This is a genomic window from Microbacterium sp. BG28, from assembly GCF_034044005.1.
Classification (GTDB): Bacteria; Actinomycetota; Actinomycetes; order Actinomycetales; family Microbacteriaceae; genus Microbacterium.
Map to the genome: position 1 here is coordinate 739,761 of NZ_JAXCHA010000002.1, position 19,414 is coordinate 759,174.

Consider the following 19,414-nt stretch of genomic DNA (forward strand, 5'->3'; position numbering starts at 1 on the left):
ACAGGTCGCAGCTCGCGTCGGGGGCTTGTGGAGAACGCTCAGAGCGGCCAGGCGTCCGCGAGCGAGCGGCGCACATCGCCGAGCAACTGCGGCAGCGCCTTGGTGCGCGCGATGATCGGGAAGAAGTTCGCGTCGGTCGCCCACCGCGGCACGACATGCTGGTGGAGATGTCCCGCCACTCCCGCGCCGGCGACAGCGCCCTGGTTCATGCCGATGTTGAACCCGTCGCACCGGGACGTCTCGCGCAACACGCGCATCGCGGTCTGGGTGAGCGCACCGATCTCCGCGACCTCCTCCGCATCCGCCTGGTCGTAGGTCGGGATGTGGCGGTACGGGCACACGAGGAGATGGCCGGAGTTGTACGGGAACAGGTTCAGCAGGACGTACGCGCGTACCCCGCGATGAACGATGAGTCCGTCCTCGTCGCTCTTGTCCGGGGCGGCGCAGAACGGGCACTGTTCGGAGTGCGGTTCGGGGCCCGCCTGGATGTAGGCCATGCGGTGCGGAGTCCACAGCCGCTGGAACTCATCCGGCACACCGGGCAGATCGGATGCGGCGATCAGCGCCGCATCCGTCTGCTCCGGCTCGGTCGTCACGCGAGGTCCTCCGCGGTGTTGACCAGGGTCTTCTCGGCGATCGAACGCTGGATCATCGCGATCGCGTCGTCGACGGGAATGCCGTTCGTCTGCGTCCCGTCACGGAAGCGGAAGGAGACGGTGCCGGCGCCGCGGTCCTGCTCGCCCGCGATCAACTGGATCGGAACCTTCTGCGTGGTGTGAGTGCGGATCTTCTTCTGCATCCGGTCGTCGGAGTGATCGACCTCCGCCCGAACGCCCGACAGCTTGAGACGGTCAACGATGCCGTCGAGGTAGTCCGCGAACTGCTCGGCGACCGGGATGCCGACGACCTGCACCGGCGACAGCCACACCGGGAAGGCCCCCGCGTAGTGCTCGAGCAGGATGGCGAAGAAGCGCTCGATCGAACCGAACAGCGCACGATGGATCATGATCGGGCGGTGCTTCTCGCCATCGGGACCCGTATACTCGAGGCCGAACCGCTCGGGGAGGTTGACGTCGACCTGCACCGTAGACAGCTGCCAGGTCCGACCGATGGCGTCCTTCGTCTTGAGGTCGATCTTCGGCCCGTAGAACGCGGCCTCGCCGGGCACTTCGGTGAGCTTCAGACCGCTCGCGACGGCAACGTGGCGCAGCGCGTTCGTCGAGTACTCCCAGAACTCGTCGGAGCCGATCCACTTCGACTTCTCGTCGTCGCGCAGCGAGAGCTCGAGCTCGAAGTCCTCGAGGCCGAAGTCGCGGAGCATCGAGATGACGAACTCCAGGACGCGGGTCGCCTCGGCTTCGAGCTGCTCGGGGGTGACGAACAGGTGTGAGTCGTCCTGTGTGAACCCGCGCACGCGCGTGAGGCCGTGCAGCGCCCCCGAGAGCTCGTTGCGGTAAACGGTGCCGTTCTCTGCGAGCCGCATCGGCAGGTCGCGGTAGCTGCGGCCCCGCTCCTTGTAGATGAGGATGTGCATCGGGCAGTTCATCGGCTTGAGGTAGTACTCCTGGCCGGCCTTCGTGACGTTGCCCTCCGCGTCGCGCTCCTCGTCCATGGTGATCGGCGGGAACATGCCCTCCCGGTAGGTCACCAGGTGGTTGGAGGTGATGAACAGGTCTTCCTTGGAGATGTGCGGCGTGTAGACGTAGGTGTAGCCGCCTTCGACGTGCCGACGTCGGGCGTGCTGCTCCATCTCGCCGCGGACGATGCCGCCCTTGGGATGCCAGACGCTGAGCCCGGAGCCGATCTCGTCGGGGAACGAGAACAGGTCGAGTTCCTTGCCGAGTTTGCGGTGGTCGCGCTTGGCCGCTTCCTCGAGCCGGTGCTGATAGGCACGCAGGTCGTCCTTGGTCGCCCACGCGGTGCCGTAGATGCGCTGCAGCTGCGGGTTCTTCTCGCTGCCGCGCCAGTACGCACCGGCGATGCGCTGCAGATCCCAGCCGTTGCCGATGATGCGGGTGCTCGGCACGTGAGGCCCGCGGCAGAGGTCCTTCCAGACCGTCTCGCCGTCACGATTCACGTTGTCGTAGATCGTGAGCTCACCCGCGCCGACCTCGACCGACGCCCCCTCGGCCGCTTCCTTCTTGCCGCCCTTCAGACCGATCAGCTCGAGCTTGAAGGGCTCGTCGGCGAGCTCCGCACGCGCCTCGTCGTCGGCGACGACCCGACGAACGAAACGCTGGTTCTCGCGGACGATCCGCTCCATCTCCTTCTTGATGGCCTTGACGTCCTCCGGCGTGAAAGGGGTGTCGGTGCCGAAGTCGTAGTAGAAGCCGTCGGTGACGGGCGGACCGATACCGAGGTTCGTCTGCGGTTTGATCCGCTGCACCGCCTGTGCGAGCACGTGCGCAGTGGAGTGCCGGAGGATGGCAAGGCCGTCCTCGGACGAGATCGTGACCGGCTCGACGACGTCGGTCTCGGCGATCGTCGTCGCCAAGTCCTTCAGTTCGCCGTTCACGCGCAACGCGATGACGGAGCGGTCGGGAAACAGGGCGAATCCGTCTGCGGGGTAGGCGACGGCTGCCGGGGTCAGATCAGTCAAAGGACGCTCCTGAAGTGGGTCTCAATCGATCCTATCGAGCTTGTGAGGCGGCAAGATGGTGTCGTGAAGCTGGCCCTCATCGGCGGCGCGCTGCTGCTGATCGGCAGCGCCGCGGTCCTTTTCGGCGTCCTCCCCCCGGATGCGGCCGTCGCGGTGACCGAACGCATCCTGCCGGTCCTCGGCTTCGTCACTGCAATCACCGTCGTCGCCGAGCTTGCGACCCGCGTCGGCCTGTTCGACGTGCTGGGTGCCTTTCTCGCCCGCCTCTCCCGCGGCCGCACGATCGTGCTCTGGCTGCTCGTGGTGGCCCTCGCGCTCGTGTCCACCGCGTTCCTCTCGCTCGACACCACCGCCGTGCTGCTGACACCCGTGGTCGTCGCGGTTGCGAGAGCGAACGGACTTCCCCCGCTGCCGTTCGCGTTCGCAACCGTGTGGTTGGCGAACACGGCGTCGCTGTTCCTTCCGGTGTCCAATCTCACGAACCTGCTGGCCGCCCACAATCTCGAGGGAGGCACGGGAGCGTTCGTAGGCCTGCTCGGACCATCCGCGCTGATCGCCGTCGTCGTCACCGTGGTGGTGCTGTGGCTGCGCGATCGTCGTCGGCTTAGGGGCCGTTTCTCCCCTGCCGGATCACCGCAGGTCGCCGACAAGACGATGCTGATCGCAGCCGGAGCGATCGTCGCCGTGATGCTGCCGTTGCTGGTCTCCGGCCTCGAGCCGTGGATTCCCTCGACGGCCGCGGCTGTCGTGCTCGTCGGGTTCGTCTCGTGGCGCTCGCCCCGGCTGCTCTCGCTGCGCCTGATCCCCTGGCAGCTGCTCGTGTTCGCGAGCGGTCTGCTTCTGGTCGCCTCCGCGGCGGATGCGGCGGGGCTGCTCGACCCGGTCTCGGCCGTCCTCAACGCGTCGGACGAGCCGTGGACGGTGTTCGCGGTCGCCGGTGCGGGCACCGTCGGCGCGAACGTGATCAACAACCTGCCCGCCTACCTGGCTCTCGAACCGGCGGTCGCGACATCCCCGGTCCATCTCGCGGCCCTCCTCATCGGCGTCAACGCCGGACCGCTCATCACGCCGTGGGCATCGCTGGCGACGCTGTTGTGGCACGAGCGGCTGCAGTCGGAAGGCATCGAGGTGTCATGGGGCCGCTTCATCCTGTGGGGCGCGCTCGCCGCCCCCCTGGTCGTCGGATTCGCCGCACTTCCGCTGCTGTGGATGCGATGACCTCACGCCTCGGTGATGTCGTAATCAGGGTCGTATCCGTCGTCCGGTGCATCGGAACTCTCGACCGCGCGCAGATGACGCTCGGGCGTCGGGCGGACCCGCTGGAGGTGGGCCTCGAGGTCGGAGCTGTCGAAGTCCGGGTCGTCGCCATCCCGCGAGACGGGTACCGAGAGGACGTCGTTGCCGAGGCCGACCACGAGTTCGGCTGTGCCCTCCGGATCGATGGGGATCCGAACCGCGGCCGCTTCTCCACGCTTTGCGAGCTCCGCCGTCAGCTCGACGAGGAGGCGTGCCACGTCGTCGGTGGTCAGAACGTTCTCGCCTGCATAGGTGATGCGTCTCATGCATCCACCATGTGCGCCCGCCCACCGCGGGGCGGGGCGGTTGCGACGACCCCCGTCGTGGTCTAGGCACGCGCAGAACCGACGATCGCGGAGCGGTGATCTGAGCGATCTGTTGACCGACGACGCACAAGGCGAGGCGTTTCGGGTGCGTTAAAAGATCGCCATGTTCCTGTGTGTTCGCTCAGGAGCAGGTGAGAATGACCTGCATACGCCGGGCGAAGTGCGCCTGGCGACCAATCACAGCAGGGATACCACTATGTCTCTTGTTCACATCAGGCGAGGCCGTGTCGGTCTCGCAGTCGCCGCTCTGGCCGGCTCGGCAGTGATGCTGGCCGCGTGCTCGGGCGGGGGCGGCAACGACTCGAGCGGCGGCGGCGCGGGCGGCGATCTCATCATCGGTACCACCGACAAGATCACCTTCATCGACCCGGCGGGCTCCTACGACAACGGCTCGTTCGCGGTGATGAACCAGGTCTATCCGTTCCTCTTCAACAGTCAGTACGGCACCGCGGATGTGACCCCCGACATCGCCGAGTCCGGCGAGTTCACCTCGCCGACGGAGTTCACCGTCACGCTCAAGGAGGGACTCACCTTCGCGAACGGACACAAGCTCACCTCGTCCGATGTGAAGTTCAGCTTCGACCGGCAGCTGAAGATCGCGGACCCGAACGGCCCCTCCTCGCTCCTCGGTAATCTCGCGTCCGTCGACGCTCCCGACGACACGACCGTCGTCTTCACCCTGAAGAACGGCAACGACCAGACGTGGGAGCAGATCCTCTCCAGTCCCGCAGGTCCGATCGTCGACGAAGAGGTCTTCTCCGCCGATGCCCTCACCAGCGACGACGACATCGTCGCCGGGAACGCCTTCGGCGGCCAGTACGTGATCGACTCGTACAAGATCAACGAGCTCATCTCCTACAAGCCGAACCCTGACTACAAGGGCGCTCTCGGCGCCGCGGAGAACAGCAGCGTCACCGTCAAGTACTACGCCGACTCCTCGAATCTGAAGCTCGACGTCGCCGGCGGCAACATCGACGTCGCCTTCCGCAGCCTCTCCGCCACCGACGTCGACGACCTGTCGAAGAACGACGCGGTCAAGGTCGTGGACGGCCCCGGCGGCGAAATCCGCTACATCGTGTTCAATTTCGACACGATGCCCTTCGGCGCCGCGACGCCCGAGGCAGACCCGGCCAAGTCGCTCGCGGTGCGGCAGGCGATGGCCGACCTCATCGACCGCGCGGAGCTGAGCGAGGACGTCTACAAGGGCACCTACACGCCGCTGTACTCCTATGTGCCCCAGGGACTGACCGGCGCCACCGAGCCGCTGAAGGACCTCTACGGCGACGGCGCGGGAGCGCCCGATCTCGACAAGGCGAAGGCCGCGCTCGAGGCCGCGGGCGTCTCGACCCCGGTCACGCTGAACCTTCAGTACAACGGCGACCACTACGGCCCCTCGTCGGGCGACGAGTACGCCGCGGTGAAGTCGCAGCTGGAAGAGGGCGGCCTGTTCACGGTCAACCTCGCGCAGACCGAGTGGGTCCAGTACTCCAAGGACCGCACCGCGGATGTCTACCCGATGTACCAGCTCGGGTGGTTCCCCGACTACTCCGACGCCGACAACTACCTCACGCCGTTCTTCAGCGCCGACAACTTCCTCGTGAACCACTACGACAACAGCGAGGTGCAGGAGCTCATCACGGCTCAGGCGTCCGAAACGGATGCGGCCGCGCGCCAGTCGGACATCGAGAAGATCCAGGAGCTCGTCGCCACCGACCTCTCGACGCTACCGCTGCTGCAGGGCACGCAGGTCGCCGTCGTCGGCAAGGACGTGGACGGCGCCGTGCTCGACGGTTCGTTCAAGTTCCGCTACGCCCCGCTCCACAAGTAAGACCCCACCGGTCCCCCATCGCTCCGGGTGACGCTGCCGCATCGCGGCGGCGTCACCCGGACGCGGGTGGAGGACTCCGACCGTTCAGAGGTTCGCGCATGGTCACAGCGGTAGACGCCGCCGCCGTCGTCAAGCCCGTCGCTCCCCAGCGGGGTGGGCTCTGGCGCTACATCCTGATCAGACTCGTTCTGATCATCCCCACCGTCTTCATCCTCGTCACCGTGGTCTTCCTCCTGATGCGGGTCACCGGGGACCCGATCACGGCCGCACTCGGCGGCAAGCTCCCACCCGATCAACTCGCCGAGCGCATCCACGAGGCGGGATACGATCGCCCGCTCATCGTGCAGTACGCGGAGTACATCGGCGGCGTCTTCCGGGGCGACTTCGGGAACACGATCACCGACGGACGCCCGGTGGTCACGATCCTCCTGCAGTACGGATCCGCGACGCTCGAGCTCGCTCTGTACGCGCTGATCGTCGCCTTCGTCCTCGGCATCCCGCTCGGGCTGCTCGCGGCCTACCGTCGCGACCGTTGGCAGGATGCGGCCCTGAGGATCGCCGCGATCCTCGGGTATGCGACGCCGATCTTCTTCCTCGGCATGGTGCTCAAGCTCATCTTCTCCGTCGCGCTCGGCGTGCTTCCCGCATCCGGACGCGCGGGGACGCGCACCGAGCTCGCCCTGCAGAGCCTGGACGGCCAGACCGGCATCTACCTCATCGACGCCATCCGACTCGGCAGAGCGGATGCGGTGGGCGACGTCCTCTGGCACGCCGTGCTGCCGGCACTCGCCCTCGGCATCCTCACGGCCGGGATCTTCCTGCGTCTCGTGCGCACGAACGTGATCGGCACCCTCGGCTCCCAGTACGTCACGAGTGCACGTGCCCGGGGTGTCGGCGAGTACCGCCTCGTCACGAAGCACGCCTACCGCCCGGCCCTCATCCCGATCGTCACCGTCATCGGTCTGCAGATCGCCGTGCTCCTCTCGGGCGCCGTCCTCACCGAGACCACCTTCGAGTGGAAGGGCATCGGCTTCATGCTCTCCGAGTACCTGAAAGCGCGGGACTTCGTGGCCGTGCAGGGCATCGTCGTGATGATCGCCGTGGTCGTCGCGGTGACGAACTTCATCGTCGACGTCGTCGCCGCCCTCATCGACCCCCGAGTGAGGTACTGATGTCCACCGCCCCTTCTCCGGCCGCCGTCACTGACCGCCGCCGCCCACTGGCCGACCGGCTGCCGGTCCTCTCGCAGCTCCGCCGGAGCGTGGGGCTCCAGCGCGGGATGCTCGTGACGGGACTCGTCATCACGGCCGTGTTCGTCCTCACCGCCGCGCTCGCTCCGTGGATCGCACCCTACGGCTTCGCCCAGCGCTCGGTGGACGGCCAGGACTTCGGCACCCTCCAAGCACCGAACGCCGTCAACCTGCTCGGAACGACCGTCAGCGGCTTCGACGTCCTGTCGCGGACGATCTGGGGCGCGCAGACGGCGCTGCTCGCGATCGTGTGCGCGATCGCCTTCTCGATCTTCCTCGGCGTGCTGGTCGGCCTGCTCGGCGGGTACTTCGGCGGCTGGCTCGACCGCATTCTCGTCGTCCTCGCCGACGCCATCTACGCCTTCCCCTCGCTGCTGCTGGCGATCGTGATGTCGATCGTCATCAGCCAGGGGCAGTCGACGCTCTGGGGCGGCATCCTCGCTTCGGCCATCGCCATCACGGTCGTGTTCGTCCCGCAGTACTTCCGCGTCGTCCGCAGCGAGGTGGTGCGGGTCAAGGCGGAACCGTTCGTCGAGTCCGCCCAGGTCATCGGGGTGCCGACTTCCCGCATCCTTCTGCGACACGTGCTGCGCAACTCCACCCGGTCGCTACCCGTCGTCATCACCCTCAACGCCTCGGAGGCGCTGTTGACGCTCGCCGGCCTCGGTTTTCTCGGATTCGGAATCGAGGCGACGGCTGCTGCGGAGTGGGGCTACGACCTCAATCGCGCCGTCTCGGACGTCACGAGCGGCATCTGGTGGACGGCCATCCCACCGGGGATCGCCATCGTCCTCGTCGTCCTCGGCATCACGCTCGTCGGTGAGAGCCTCAACGATCTGAGCGACCCACGGCTGCGCACCCGACGCCGCGTGGGGCGCTCACGCACGAAGGGGGCGTTCGCATGAGCGACATCGCACGTGTCGACGACCTGAAGGTCACCTTCGCGACCGACGGCGATCCCGTCGTCGCGGTGGCCGGCATCTCGCTCGCCGCGCACGCCGGCGAGGTCCTCGCCATCGTCGGCGAGTCCGGCTCCGGGAAGACCGTGACGGCCAACACCCTGCTCGGCCTGCTCCCGGAGAACGCGACCACATCCGGGGCTGTGGTGATCCAGGCTCGCGACGGCGGCGAGACGGACATCGTCCACGCATCCGCATCCCAGCTGCGCGCCATGCGCGGCCGGGATGCCGCGATGGTGTTCCAAGAGCCGTCGACGGCGCTGAATCCGGTGTTCACCGTGGGGTGGCAGATCGCCGAGGGCATCCGGGCCCATGAGCGCGTGACGCGCGCAGAGGCGCGGCGCCGGTCTGTCGAGATCCTCCGTAAGGTCGGGATCCCCGACCCGGAGAAGCGCGTCGACGACTACCCCCACCAGTTCTCCGGGGGGCAGAAGCAGCGCGTCGTCATCGCGATGGCGCTCGTGCTCAACGCGGGTCTGATTATCGCCGACGAGCCGACGACGGCGCTGGACGTGACCGTGCAGGCGGAGATCCTCGAGCTGCTGCGCGCCTGCCGCGACGAGTTCGGCGCGACCATCGTGCTCATCACCCACAACATGGGAGTCGTCGCCGACCTCGCGGATCGCGTGGTGGTCATGTATCGCGGCGAGATCGTCGAGCAGGCTCCCGTGCGCGAGCTCTTCGACGCTCCGCGGCAGCCCTACACGCGCGAACTGCTCGCGGCCGTGCCCCATGTTGGCGCCGGCAAGAGCGCGGCGCAGGACCCGGCAACGCCCGCACCGACGGAGCCACCGGCGGGGAGCCTCGTGGTCGCTCGCAACCTCCACATCGCCTACCCGGGCCGCTTCGGCCGTACGGGCGTCGTGGCGGTGCACGGCGTCGACTTCTGGATCGGACCGGGCGAGGTGCTCGGCCTCGTCGGAGAGTCCGGCTCGGGCAAGACCACGATCAGCCGCGCGATCGTCGGTCTGACCTCCGTCGTGGACGGGTCGCTGGAGGTCCTCGGCACCGAGATGCGCGATGTGAGGCCCCGTGCGCTCACGGCGCTACGCCCGCGGGTGGGATTTGTCTTCCAGGACCCGGCGACCAGCTTCAATCCTCTGCTGACGATCGCGGAGTGCATCGCCGAGCCGCTCGTGGTGCACCAGCGGGTGCGCAGTGCCGCTCAGGCGCGCAAGCGCGTTGACGAGCTGCTGGATGCGGTGCGTCTGCCTGCTGCCTACGGGGACCGTTTCCCGCACGAGCTGTCGGGCGGGCAGCGCCAGCGCGCGTCGCTCGCTCGCGCCCTCGCGCTCGACCCGAAGCTGCTCATCGCGGACGAGCCGACAAGTGCGCTCGACGTGTCTGTGCAGGCGACGGTGCTGGAGCTGTTCGCGGCGCTCCAGCGGGAGCTCGGCTTCGCATCGCTGTTCATCAGCCACGACCTGGCCGTCATCGACGCCGTGGCGGACCGCGTGGTCGTGCTTCGTCAGGGCGAGGTGCGCGAGCAGGGAACAACCGCGCAGGTGCTCCTGCATCCCCAGGACGCCTACACCGAGCGGCTCCTGACATCGCTGCCGGTGCCGGACCCGGTGGCGCAGGCACAACGTCGCGCCGCCTGGTTGGCGTTGCCGCCCGAAGCCGAGCGCTGAACGGCGTGTGCGGGGGCCCGGGCCCCCGCAGGGCCGATCCCGGCGCACGCATCCGCTCAGCCGCGCAGGGGGGTGATGCCCTGCGCCGTCCGGGGGAAGGTGGCGAGCACGGCGGGGTCGATGTTGAGATGGGCGGAGACGAGCTGGGGCGGCACGTGCGCCAGCCAGTTGGCGAGGCTGATCTCCTCGTACCTGTCGGCGCGGAAGACCTCGAGGAACTGCAGGACGTCGTCTCCGGTGTTCTCGATGTAGTGGCCGTAGTTCTTCTTGACCACCCCGACATCACCCGGACGGAAGTCCGTCGTGTTGGCGTGCGGACCGGTGGTGAACACGGTCATGCGGGCGGAGCCGCGCAGATAGTACTGCCACTCGTCCGCGTTGGGGTGCCAGTGCAACTCGCGCATCGACCCCGGCTCGACGGTCACGAGCGCCGCCGCCACGGTGTTCGAGTATGCGTAGTTGGTCGAATCGGCGATCTGCACGCTGCCTCCGGAGTTCTGATACCGGGGCTGGGAGCGTGAGAGGCGGAAGATGACCGGCTCCATCCCCCACTCGACACCGGCCGCGGCCTGGTCGACCTCCAGCTCGGGCGGCTCGTCGCCGGGGAATATCCAGAGGTTGTGCAGCGGGATGTCGGAGAACACCTCCTGCGCGACCCCGAAGTTCTTCGCCAGGACCTCCGGCGGGGTGTGTGCGAACCAGTCCGTCAGCAGCAGCGTGTTGGACTCCGACTGCTGCCCGTCGTCGAACGCGAGCACGAACTCCGCGCCGTCGGGTCCGAGTCCCTGCAGCGAGTGCGGGGTCCCTGCGGGGAAGAACCACAGATCCCCCTCCTCCACGTCTTCGACCGAGGGCAGTCCGGATCGGCTGAGCGTCGTCACGCGTGCCTTACCGCGGGTCATCACCGCCCATTCGGCGGTCTGATGCCAGTGGAGCTCCCGGATGCCGCCCGCCTCCAGATACATGTTGACCCCGGCGATCTCTTCCGAGATATGGAAGTCGCTGCTGGTCACCTCACGCGCCCATCCTCCACGCTGCACGCGACGCGGCGAGATGTTGAACGAGGACCAGAAGAACGGCTGCGTCGAGATGTCGGTGGCCGGGGCGTCGATCTGGTTGGGGAACTGCGATGCGATCGCCGGGTTCTGCGGGCCCGTCATCACGGCGCTCTGCGGCCGGTCGACCGTGTTGACCTCGCCCTCCGGCGGAAGGTCGGGGTTGCCGAATGACGCAGCTTCGTGATGTGGCGCTGTGCTGTCGGGGGTCTCCATGATGGTGCTCCTTGGTCGCATGAGGTGGATGACGGCGAGTCTCATCGAGCCGCACCCCGGTTCGGCACCGCGTGGTGACGCAAGCCGCTTCGACGCGCGTCGAGCCTCGTCAGGGAGCGGGGCGGCTTCCGACTCAAAGCGGATGCGGACACTTCGCACCGCTTGTAGCGTCTGCGCGTACCCGCCGCGCCGCCGGGCGCCTCGCAAGCGAGCACAGGAACCTGAGGAGAACCACCCATGTCCGATATCACTGTCGTCCTCGTCCACGGCGCGTTCGCCGAGTCCTCGAGCTGGAACGGCGTTCTGACCCTGCTGCAGGATGCGGGCATCGACGCGATCGCGACCCCGAACGCCCTGCGCAGCGTGACCACGGACGCGGAGAACGTGCGTCGTCTCGTGGACGCGCTCCCCGGAGACGTGCTGCTGGTGGGCCATTCGTACGGCGGCGCGGTCATCACCGAAGCCGGTGGCGGGAACGAAAAGGTCAAGGGCCTCGTCTACGTGGCGGCCTTCGCGCCCGACCACGGTGAGAACGCGCTCGAGCTGACCGGTCAGTTCCCCGGCAGCACGCTCGGTGAGCGCGTCCGTCCGTATCCTCTGGGCGACGGCACGAACGACCTCGTCGTCGACCGTGCGCTGTTCCCCGACCAGTTCGCCGCGGACGTGCCGCTCGAGATCGCAAAGCTGTCCGCGCTCACCCAGCGGCCGATCCGGGACTTCGCGCTCGGCGAGGGGCTTCCGGCCGAGACGCCCGCGTGGAAGACCCTGCCGTCGTGGTTCGTCTACGGCACGGGCGACAAGAACATCCCCGAGGCAGGGCTCGCATTCATGGCGGAGCGTGCCGGATCGCGCGGCACCCGTGTGATCGACGGTGCGTCGCACTCGGTGATGGTCTCGAACCCCGGCGCCGTCGCCGAGCTGATCAAGACCGCGCTCGCCGAGCTCGCCTGACTCTCAAGCCCGTCCGGCGCCCGGCATCCGCCGCGCCGGGCGGGCTCGCCGCATCCGAACCAGATGGAGCGGTTCAGAGCATCATGATCTGAACGAACCCGGCGATGGCCCAGATGGCGAACGCGCCCCACGCGACGAATCCGACGCCGATCAGGACGATCGCCGTGATCGCGGGCCACCGCGGTCGCTTCTTCTTCGCGAGCGAGACGATCGACAGAACCAGTCCCGCGATGATGGCGGGGACGAAGATCGCGCTCAGGCCGCCCGTCGAAATGCCTGTGGTGAGGGTGAGCAGAATCAACGCCAGAGGCGCCACGGCGAGCCCGAAGCCCACCCAGGGCAGGGCGTCACGGCGTGTCGTCGTCGGTGCGGCATCCATGGTCCGACTGTATCGGTCCGGCACCGCGACCCTATGGACCCGACATCGAGACATCTGCACGGCGAATGGGCGGTGTCGCGCCTCAGCGGTCACAGGAGCGCCCATGCGCACCACGCGCCGTGCAGACGTCGCACCAGTACCCTCACACGACGAGCAGATGCCGCGTGGCCGAGCTGCTGCCCGAATTCCGCGAGCGCTAGCCGGACGCTCTGCTGCCGATGAGTTCGCATCGCTCCTTGGGTACGTAGTCCGCGAGGGGCGCGCCGTCCCCCCAGTGCCATTCACCCAATGTCAGTTGATCGGCCTCGACCGACGCACGCCACGCGGAGGTGCGACCCGGCTCGACATAGAAGTCGAGGCGGTCCCATTCATCCGGGAGACCGTCGAAGTGCACGACCTGACCAACGGCGAGTTTGGTCTCATCCGAATGGATAGAAACCTCCGCGTCCTCGTCAATCCTGCCTTGGTCGTTGCGGGGCGAAGCGACGAGCTCAAGGTTCGTGATTCGACTCGCCGGGGTGCACAGAGCGAAGTCGACGGAACCGTCGGCATTCAGGCGAATCACCGTGCGTTCGACCGGCGAGCAAGCCGTCATCAGGAGCACAGCGGCAATGAGAGACACTGCGACCGCGAGGCGAGACGGCCGTACCCAACGGGGTCGATTCACGCCGCCACACTAGGGGCTGATTCACTCCGCTGACGCGTCCGTTGCGCAGTCGATACCAAGTCCGCTGCGAGGCCCGCAAGTTCCGCGAGCAATGTTGCCCGAATTCCGCGCACGCATGTTGCACGATCGACCCCGGAAACGAGAAAACCCCCGGATGACCGGGGGTTCTTCGGTGCGCGATACTGGGATCGAACCAGTGACCTCTTCCGTGTCAGGGAAGCGCGCTACCGCTGCGCCAATCGCGCCTATACAGGCTGTTCAGTTATGGGCGAGGTGGCGACGGGATTCGAACCCGTGTAAACGGCTTTGCAGGCCGGTGCCTAGCCGCTCGGCCACGCCACCGTGTGTGGTTCGACCCACGTGACGTGATCTCCCCGGAGGGAGATCCCCGCACTCGAGCGGATGACGAGACTCGAACTCGCGACCCTCACCTTGGCAAGGTGATGCGCTACCAACTGCGCTACATCCGCATTTCGTTCCCGATCTCTCGGGCACTTGGAAAACATTATCCCAACTCCGACGCTTCGCAAAACCGAGACAGGCCCGCGCGTGTCTCTCGGTCTGGTCAACAAAGCACGCCCGCATCCGGTATGCTCGATTCTCGGCCCCACGGGTCACGGGCGATTGGCGCAGTTGGTAGCGCGCTTCCTTCACACGGAAGAGGTCATCAGTTCGAGTCTGGTATCGCCCACCATGAAAACCCCCGGTTAAGCCGGGGGTTTTGTTCGCTGTCAGACCGGTGCTGCTGTCACCGGGTCCGTCGTCGAAGAACCCGGTATCCGCTGGCAGCGGCCAGGAGCGCCCACAGGGCCCAGAGGACCCATACGCCGGCCACGCCCACGACAGGCGCGCTTGTGCAGTAACTCGCACTGGGGTCGGCGCCCGAGTCGTAGCACGCTCCCTGAATGGAGTTCGTGATGAGCGAGATCACCGCGGCGGCGATGAGGACGAGCGCTCCCCAGATCAATCCGCGAATGAGCGACCTCCGTCTTCCGCGGATGCTCTCGCTCATGATCCGAGGCTATCGACGAACACATGCGGAGCGACATCCCCCTTCGCGCATCCGTATGACACACGTCAGGATGGAAGCATGGCCTCTCCGCCGAAGCCCCCGCAGCTGAACACGCTGCACCTCTCCGATCTCACCGAGGGCAGCCTCGAACAGTTGCGTCCCAGCGCGACGTTGACGGGCATAGGCCTCGTCGTCGACCACCGCTTCCCCGTCGATCTCACCGACGCCAGGCTCGACGGCGTCCACTTCGACCGCTTCGTCGCCCCTGAGCTGCGCCTCCGCGACGCGGGCCTGCTCGAGGTCGCGCTCGATGCGGTAGACGTCCCCGTCATGGACGCAGCCCGCACAGATTGGTCCGACGCCCGCCTCAGCGGCCGCGTGGGGGCCCTCACCGTGTACGACAGCTCGCTGCGCAGCGTCCACTTCACCGGATGCCGCCTGGGCTTCGTCAATCTGCGCGGCTCGGAACTGCTCGATGTCCAATTCACGGACTGCTCGATCGACGAACTCGATCTGGGCGAGACGCGATGCCGCCGGGTGCGGTTCACCAACACCCGGATCGCCTCGCTCGAAGTGCCCCGCGCAGTCCTCGTGGATGTGGATCTCAGGGGCGCGACCCTTTCAGCCGTCTCGGGCATCGGCCATCTGTCCGGCGCTACGATCACCCATGACCAGGCGTTTCAGCTGACGCCACTCCTCGCGGCGCACGCCGGGATCTCGGTCAGCGACGACTGACGATCATCGCCACCCGAAGCGCGCGCGCAGAGCGTCGGCGACGCGGGCGAAGCGCCCCGCGTCCAGCGTGGCTCCCTCACGGCGCAGTCCCGCATGGGAAACGCTATAGAGCTGATCGATGTCGACCCACGACGGTCGGCGCTTCGGGTCCCACGCACCCGCCCCCAGAGCGACGTAGGCATCGGAGCCCGGATGCGCGCGACTGGTCAGCTTGACCGCGTAGACGCGGTCGCGGCTCTGACGCGCGACGACGAGCACAGGACGGTCCTTGCCGCGCCCGTCACGTTCGGCGTACGGCACCCACGTCCACACGATCTCCCCCGCATCCGGGATCCCGTCGGGGCGCGGCGCGTACGCGAGCCTCAGACGGCCTACGGAACGCGGCTCCACCTCGTACGTCCGAGCGGATGCGGCGGGGCGCACCAGGCGCAGGACACCGCGGCCGAGGCGGCAGAGCAGACCCATCGCGCCAGCCTATCCAGGTCGACGGCGGGCGGCCACAGACGGCGAAAGGAGAGGGCGCCGCGGTGACCCGCGACGCCCTCTCCTGCTGGAAACGATGTGTCAGGACTGCTCGGCGAGCGAGTAGCCCTCCTCGCCGTGAACCGTGGAGTCCACGCCGGCGAGCTCGTCCTCGTTCTTGATGCGGAAGCCCATCGTCTTCTCGATCGCGAAGCCGATGATCCAGGCGACGACGAAGGAGTAGACCAGAACACCCAGCGCCGCGATGACCTGCACCACGAGCTGCTCGTAGTTGCCGCCGACGAACAGGCCCGTCTCGGTCGCGAAGAAGCCGAGGTAGATCGTTCCGATCAGACCACCGACGAGGTGGATGCCGACCACGTCGAGCGAGTCGTCGTAGCCGAGCTTCCACTTCAGCTCGATCGCCAGGGCGCAGACGGCACCAGTGAGCACACCGAGCAGCAGCGCCCAGCCGGGCGTGAGGTTGGCACACGCTGGCGTGATGGCGACGAGACCGGCGACGGCACCTGAGGCCGCACCCACCGACGTGGCCTTGCCGTCCTTGAGCTTCTCGACCACGAGCCAACCGATGATCGCCGCCGCGGTAGCACCGAGCGTGTTGATGATGATGAGACCGACCGAGGAGTCCTCAGCGCCCAGCAGACCCGCGGTGCCCTGCGCACCGGCGTTGAAGCCGAACCAGCCGAACCACAGGATTGCCGCGCCGAGCATGACCAGGGGCACGTTGTGGGGCTTGGTGATGCCCTTCTGGAAGCCGATGCGCTTGCCGAGCACGAGCGCGAGCGCGAGGGCTGCAGCACCCGCGTTGATGTGCACGGCAGTACCACCGGCGTAGTCGATGACCTCCGTCGAGAAACCGAAGGTCGTGCCGAGCTGCATAATCCAGCCACCGCCCCAGACCCAGGCCGCGACGGGGAAGTAGACGACGGTGGCCCACACACCCGCGAAGATCATCCAGGCACCGAACTTGGCGCGGTCGGCGATCGCTCCCGAGATCAGGGCGACCGTGATGATCGCGAACGTCGCGCCGTAGGTGGCGCCCACGAGGCTGTTGTCTCCCACCGACCCCATACCGAAGTCGGAGAAGGGGTTGCCCGAAAACTGCATTACGTCGGTGACCGCGCTCATGTTGAACCCGTAGAGGATCCACAGAACGCTGACCAGGCCGAGCGCGCCGAAGCTCATCATCATCATGCTGACGACGCTCTTGGCCTTGACGAGTCCTCCGTAGAAGAACGCGACGCCCGGCGTCATGAAGAGCACCAATGCCGTCGCAGTGACGGCCCAGGCGAGATTTCCGCTATCCATGAAATTCCTCATCCATGTCGTGTTACTCGAGGTGTCCGAGGACCGCAGATCGGGTAGCGGTGCTTCAGGACGTCCACAGTTTGTCGAGAAGGAGTTCCAGCGGTGCGCGAATGGTGTTTCGGCTGTGTTACAGCGCGCCCGCCACGGTAAACAACAGGTTTCCCCACACCGGGAACCCGCCAGGGATCGCGGCTCAGGAGTGGGTGAGGGCGATCAGACGTGAGATGGCGCGCAGGTACTTCTTGCGGTAGCCGCCCGCGAGCATCTCGTCGCCGAAGACCTGGTCCAGCGCCGTGCCGGTCGCCCTCACGGGAATCTGCGCATCGTAGGCGCGGTCGACGAAGGCGACGAAGCGAAGGGCCGCGGACTGGTCGGTCAGCTGGTGCACGTCGCGCAGCCCGATGGTCGTCACGCCGTCGATGAGGCGGATGTAACGCGACGGGTGGACTTTCGCCAGGTGGGCGATGAGGGCCGAGAACTCATCATCGGAGACGACGCCGGCTCCGGAGGCCTCGGCGAGAGCGCCGTCGTAGGCGTCCGCATCCAGGATGACCGCATGACCGTCCACCGCGCGCTGACGGTAGTCGACACCGTCGATCCGCAGCGTCTCGAACGACGCCGACATCGCCTGGATCTCCCGAAGGAAGTCCTGCGCGGCAAAACGTCCCTCGCCCAGGGCGTTCGGCGGCGTGTTGGACGTGGCCGCGAGCTTGGTGCCGGAGGCGACGAGTTCGCCGAGCAGCCGCGTCATCACCATCGTGTCGCCCGGGTCATCCAGCTCGAACTCATCGATGCAGAGGAGGTCGGATCCGCGGAACAGCTCGACGGTCTGCTGGTAGCCGAGGGCGCCCACCAGAGCCGTGTACTCGATGAACGAACCGAAGTACTTCCTGCGCGCAGGCATCGCGTGATAGACGGATGCCAGCAGGTGGGTCTTGCCGACGCCGAAACCACCGTCGAGGTAGACGCCAGGCTTCCGCTCGGGAGCGCGGGGAGCGCGGCGGAACAGACCGCGCTTGGGCGTCTCGACCACGGCACCGGCGAACTCGCGGAGCGTCTGCTTGGCCTCGGCCTGCGAGGGGAAGGCGTCATCCGCGCGGTACGTGTCGAAGGTCGCATCGGTGAACTGCGGCGGAGGCGTCAGAGCGGCGACCATGTCCGCACCGGTCACCTGCGGAGACCGCTCGGCGAGGTGCACGAATGCGTTCTGATGAGCGGGCGAAGTCATGCGGGATCCTGTGTCACACGGTTACGGAGCGGATGCGGGCGCGGCGACGCGAACCTAGGCTCGGTCAGGCGACGTGCTCACTTTACGTGCTCGCTCGCGCCCCGACTGAACAGGAGATCCCCGTGCCCGTCGACCTCGATGCCTCGTCCGAGAAGTTCGCCGCCTACGCGCACCCCGAGCGGCTCGTCACAACCCAGTGGCTCCAGGAGCGGCTCGGGACGCCCGGACTCGTGGTCGTCGAGTCGGATGAGGACGTGCTGCTGTACGAGACCGGGCACATCCCCGGCGCGGTCAAGGTGGATTGGCACACCGAGCTGAACGATCCCGTCGTGCGCGATTACGTCGACGGCCACGGCTTCGCCGAGCTCCTCGGCCGCAAGGGCATCTCGCGTGACGACACCGTGGTCATCTACGGCGACAAGAACAACTGGTGGGCGGCCTATGCGCTCTGGGTGTTCTCGTTGTTCGGCCACGAGGATGTGCGTCTGCTCGACGGCGGCCGTGACCGCTGGATCGCAGAGGGTCGGGAGATCACGACCGAGCCGGCGGACCGCGCGCGCACCGAGTATCCCGTCACCGAGCGCGACGACAGCGTCTTGCGCGCCTACAAGGAGGACGTCCTCGCGCATCTGGGGCATCCGTTGATCGACGTTCGGTCACCGGAGGAGTACTCGGGTGAGCGGACCAGCGCTCCCGCCTACCCGGAGGAGGGCGCACTGCGTGCCGGCCACATCCCCTCTGCGCAGAGTGTGCCGTGGGCACGCGCGGTCGCCGAGGACGGCACGTTCAAGACGCGCACGGACCTGGATGCGATCTACCGCGGTGAGGCGGGCCTGACCGACGGCGAGCCGATCGTCGCATACTGCCGGATCGGGGAGCGCTCCAGTCACACCTGGTTCGTCCTGAAGCACTTGCTCGGCTTCGAGGATGTCCGCAACTACGACGGGTCCTGGACCGAGTGGGGCAGCGCGGTGCGCGTGCCCATCGTCACCGGTGCCGAGCCGGGCGAGGTGCCTGGCCGCTAGACGCCGCGTGCGAGAATGTCGCGGATGACCGACAGCGCCCTCCCCGAGAAGCTCGCCGAGATCCGCGAGGACTTCCTCGCCCTCGCCGAACCCGAACGCCTGCAGCTGCTTCTGGAGTTCTCGCAGGAGCTCCCGCCGATCCCGGTGGAGTACGAGGGGCATCCGGAGTTGTGCGAGCGCGTGGCCGAGTGCCAGTCCCCCGTGTACATCGTCGTCGATGTGGATGAGGACGGCATCGTCGCGATGCACGCCACCGCTCCGGCGGAGGCTCCCACGACCCGCGGCTTCGCCAGCATCCTCGCTCAGGGGCTGACAGGCCTCACCGTCGCGGACGCCCTCGCCGTTCCGGACGACTACCCGCAGAGCCTGGGCCTCACCCGCGCGGTCTCTCCCCTGCGCATCGCCGGGATGACGGGGATGCTCCTGCGCGCCAAGCGACAGATCCAACGCAAGAGCGGCGCCTGAC

General features: G+C 67.4%; 19 protein-coding genes and 4 tRNA genes. 10 read left to right on the top strand and 13 right to left on the bottom strand.

Annotation, left to right across the window (positions count from 1 at the left end):
* Nucleotides 1-38: 38 nt before the first annotated feature.
* Together SK224_RS09475 and thrS are read right to left on the bottom strand one after the other, a co-directional pair.
* The gene (locus SK224_RS09475) at nt 39-596 is read right to left on the bottom strand and encodes an HIT domain-containing protein (protein ID WP_320434453.1); all 558 of its coding nucleotides are present in this window, start codon (nt 594-596) and stop codon (nt 39-41) included.
* Nucleotides 593-2,599, bottom strand: coding sequence for a threonine--tRNA ligase (gene thrS / locus SK224_RS09480; RefSeq protein ID WP_320434454.1), 2,007 nt, complete (start codon nt 2,597-2,599; stop codon nt 593-595). Before thrS ends, SK224_RS09475 begins: the two co-directional genes overlap by 4 nt.
* Nucleotides 2,600-2,662: 63 nt before the next feature.
* On the opposite strand from thrS, the gene SK224_RS09485 reads away from it, so the two are divergent.
* Nucleotides 2,663-3,817: an SLC13 family permease gene (locus SK224_RS09485; RefSeq protein WP_320434455.1), complete on the top strand. Its 1,155-nt coding sequence runs from the start codon at nt 2,663-2,665 to the stop codon at nt 3,815-3,817.
* 2 nt (nt 3,818-3,819) lie between these two features.
* Here the strand turns inward: SK224_RS09485 and SK224_RS09490 are convergent, their stop codons facing one another.
* The gene (locus tag SK224_RS09490) at nt 3,820-4,161 is read right to left on the bottom strand and encodes a hypothetical protein (protein ID WP_320434456.1); all 342 of its coding nucleotides are present in this window, start codon (nt 4,159-4,161) and stop codon (nt 3,820-3,822) included.
* A gap of 256 nt (nt 4,162-4,417) precedes the next feature.
* On the opposite strand from SK224_RS09490, the gene SK224_RS09495 reads away from it, so the two are divergent.
* The 4 genes from SK224_RS09495 to SK224_RS09510 all read left to right on the top strand — a co-directional run bounded on the left by SK224_RS09495 (nt 4,418) and on the right by SK224_RS09510 (nt 9,889).
* Nucleotides 4,418-6,049: an ABC transporter substrate-binding protein gene (locus SK224_RS09495; RefSeq protein WP_320434457.1), complete on the top strand. Its 1,632-nt coding sequence runs from the start codon at nt 4,418-4,420 to the stop codon at nt 6,047-6,049.
* 98 nt (nt 6,050-6,147) lie between these two features.
* Entirely contained in the window at nt 6,148-7,221 is a 1,074-nt protein-coding gene (locus tag SK224_RS09500; RefSeq protein ID WP_320434458.1) for an ABC transporter permease, read from the top strand.
* Complete coding sequence (locus tag SK224_RS09505) at nt 7,221-8,204, top strand: ABC transporter permease (RefSeq protein WP_320434459.1); 984 nt, start codon at nt 7,221-7,223, stop codon at nt 8,202-8,204. Before SK224_RS09500 ends, SK224_RS09505 begins: the two co-directional genes overlap by 1 nt.
* Nucleotides 8,201-9,889 carry an ABC transporter ATP-binding protein gene (locus SK224_RS09510; protein WP_320434460.1) on the top strand — a complete coding sequence of 563 codons (1,689 nt, stop codon included), beginning with the start codon at nt 8,201-8,203 and terminating at the stop codon, nt 9,887-9,889. Before SK224_RS09505 ends, SK224_RS09510 begins: the two co-directional genes overlap by 4 nt.
* Nucleotides 9,890-9,945: 56 nt before the next feature.
* Here the strand turns inward: SK224_RS09510 and SK224_RS09515 are convergent, their stop codons facing one another.
* Nucleotides 9,946-11,160, bottom strand: a complete 1,215-nt coding sequence (locus SK224_RS09515) for a cupin domain-containing protein (RefSeq protein ID WP_320434461.1) — start codon at nt 11,158-11,160, stop codon at nt 9,946-9,948.
* A gap of 237 nt (nt 11,161-11,397) precedes the next feature.
* Here SK224_RS09515 and SK224_RS09520 point away from each other — a divergent pair, with 237 nt between their 5' ends.
* Nucleotides 11,398-12,111, top strand: a complete 714-nt coding sequence (locus SK224_RS09520; protein WP_320434462.1) for an alpha/beta hydrolase — start codon at nt 11,398-11,400, stop codon at nt 12,109-12,111.
* Nucleotides 12,112-12,184: 73 nt separating this feature from the next.
* Here the strand turns inward: SK224_RS09520 and SK224_RS09525 are convergent, their stop codons facing one another.
* From SK224_RS09525 to SK224_RS09545, 5 genes are all read right to left on the bottom strand, one after another.
* Nucleotides 12,185-12,490: a hypothetical protein gene (locus SK224_RS09525; RefSeq protein ID WP_320434463.1), complete on the bottom strand. Its 306-nt coding sequence runs from the start codon at nt 12,488-12,490 to the stop codon at nt 12,185-12,187.
* Nucleotides 12,491-12,686: 196 nt separating this feature from the next.
* Nucleotides 12,687-13,094 (bottom strand): hypothetical protein, encoded by a 408-nt coding sequence (locus tag SK224_RS09530; RefSeq protein ID WP_320434464.1) that lies wholly within the window; start codon nt 13,092-13,094, stop codon nt 12,687-12,689.
* Nucleotides 13,095-13,330: 236 nt separating this feature from the next.
* Nucleotides 13,331-13,402, bottom strand: a tRNA-Val gene (locus SK224_RS09535).
* 26 nt (nt 13,403-13,428) lie between these two features.
* Nucleotides 13,429-13,499, bottom strand: a tRNA-Cys gene (locus SK224_RS09540).
* 55 nt (nt 13,500-13,554) lie between these two features.
* Nucleotides 13,555-13,627, bottom strand: a tRNA-Gly gene (locus SK224_RS09545).
* A 148-nt stretch (nt 13,628-13,775) separates the two neighbouring features.
* Between SK224_RS09545 and SK224_RS09550 the strand changes: the two genes are divergently transcribed.
* A tRNA-Val gene (locus SK224_RS09550) sits at nt 13,776-13,851 on the top strand.
* 54 nt (nt 13,852-13,905) lie between these two features.
* Here the strand turns inward: SK224_RS09550 and SK224_RS09555 are convergent.
* Nucleotides 13,906-14,169, bottom strand: a complete 264-nt coding sequence (locus tag SK224_RS09555) for a hypothetical protein (RefSeq protein WP_320434465.1) — start codon at nt 14,167-14,169, stop codon at nt 13,906-13,908.
* A gap of 78 nt (nt 14,170-14,247) precedes the next feature.
* Here SK224_RS09555 and SK224_RS09560 point away from each other — a divergent pair, with 78 nt between their 5' ends.
* Nucleotides 14,248-14,904: a pentapeptide repeat-containing protein gene (locus tag SK224_RS09560; RefSeq protein WP_320434466.1), complete on the top strand. Its 657-nt coding sequence runs from the start codon at nt 14,248-14,250 to the stop codon at nt 14,902-14,904.
* Nucleotides 14,905-14,907: 3 nt separating this feature from the next.
* Here SK224_RS09560 and SK224_RS09565 read toward each other — a convergent pair whose 3' ends face one another.
* The 3 genes from SK224_RS09565 to zapE all read right to left on the bottom strand — a co-directional run bounded on the left by SK224_RS09565 (nt 14,908) and on the right by zapE (nt 17,923).
* Complete coding sequence (locus tag SK224_RS09565) at nt 14,908-15,369, bottom strand: type II toxin-antitoxin system PemK/MazF family toxin (protein WP_320434467.1); 462 nt, start codon at nt 15,367-15,369, stop codon at nt 14,908-14,910.
* 99 nt (nt 15,370-15,468) lie between these two features.
* The gene (locus SK224_RS09570) at nt 15,469-16,695 is read right to left on the bottom strand and encodes an ammonium transporter (RefSeq protein WP_320434468.1); all 1,227 of its coding nucleotides are present in this window, start codon (nt 16,693-16,695) and stop codon (nt 15,469-15,471) included.
* Nucleotides 16,696-16,888: 193 nt separating this feature from the next.
* Entirely contained in the window at nt 16,889-17,923 is a 1,035-nt protein-coding gene (gene zapE / locus SK224_RS09575; RefSeq protein ID WP_320434469.1) for a cell division protein ZapE, read from the bottom strand.
* Nucleotides 17,924-18,039: 116 nt separating this feature from the next.
* On the opposite strand from zapE, the gene SK224_RS09580 reads away from it, so the two are divergent.
* Both SK224_RS09580 and SK224_RS09585 read left to right on the top strand, forming a co-directional pair.
* Nucleotides 18,040-18,948, top strand: a complete 909-nt coding sequence (locus SK224_RS09580) for a sulfurtransferase (RefSeq protein ID WP_413816785.1) — start codon at nt 18,040-18,042, stop codon at nt 18,946-18,948.
* A gap of 24 nt (nt 18,949-18,972) precedes the next feature.
* Nucleotides 18,973-19,413 carry a SufE family protein gene (locus SK224_RS09585; RefSeq protein ID WP_320434471.1) on the top strand — a complete coding sequence of 147 codons (441 nt, stop codon included), beginning with the start codon at nt 18,973-18,975 and terminating at the stop codon, nt 19,411-19,413.
* Nucleotide 19,414: the final 1 nt, after the last annotated feature.

Coding starts and splice junctions, on each gene's coding strand:
- SK224_RS09490 (WP_320434456.1), bottom strand. CDS start 4,161: ATGAGACGCATCACCTATGCAGGCGAGAACGTTCTGACCACCGACGAC.
- SK224_RS09495 (WP_320434457.1), top strand. CDS start 4,418: ATGTCTCTTGTTCACATCAGGCGAGGCCGTGTCGGTCTCGCAGTCGCC.
- SK224_RS09500 (WP_320434458.1), top strand. CDS start 6,148: ATGGTCACAGCGGTAGACGCCGCCGCCGTCGTCAAGCCCGTCGCTCCC.
- SK224_RS09505 (WP_320434459.1), top strand. CDS start 7,221: ATGTCCACCGCCCCTTCTCCGGCCGCCGTCACTGACCGCCGCCGCCCA.
- SK224_RS09510 (WP_320434460.1), top strand. CDS start 8,201: ATGAGCGACATCGCACGTGTCGACGACCTGAAGGTCACCTTCGCGACC.
- SK224_RS09515 (WP_320434461.1), bottom strand. CDS start 11,160: ATGGAGACCCCCGACAGCACAGCGCCACATCACGAAGCTGCGTCATTC.
- SK224_RS09520 (WP_320434462.1), top strand. CDS start 11,398: ATGTCCGATATCACTGTCGTCCTCGTCCACGGCGCGTTCGCCGAGTCC.
- SK224_RS09525 (WP_320434463.1), bottom strand. CDS start 12,490: ATGGATGCCGCACCGACGACGACACGCCGTGACGCCCTGCCCTGGGTG.
- SK224_RS09555 (WP_320434465.1), bottom strand. CDS start 14,169: ATGAGCGAGAGCATCCGCGGAAGACGGAGGTCGCTCATTCGCGGATTG.
- SK224_RS09560 (WP_320434466.1), top strand. CDS start 14,248: ATGGCCTCTCCGCCGAAGCCCCCGCAGCTGAACACGCTGCACCTCTCC.
- SK224_RS09565 (WP_320434467.1), bottom strand. CDS start 15,369: ATGGGTCTGCTCTGCCGCCTCGGCCGCGGTGTCCTGCGCCTGGTGCGC.
- SK224_RS09570 (WP_320434468.1), bottom strand. CDS start 16,695: ATGGATAGCGGAAATCTCGCCTGGGCCGTCACTGCGACGGCATTGGTG.
- zapE (WP_320434469.1), bottom strand. CDS start 17,923: ATGACTTCGCCCGCTCATCAGAACGCATTCGTGCACCTCGCCGAGCGG.
- SK224_RS09585 (WP_320434471.1), top strand. CDS start 18,973: ATGACCGACAGCGCCCTCCCCGAGAAGCTCGCCGAGATCCGCGAGGAC.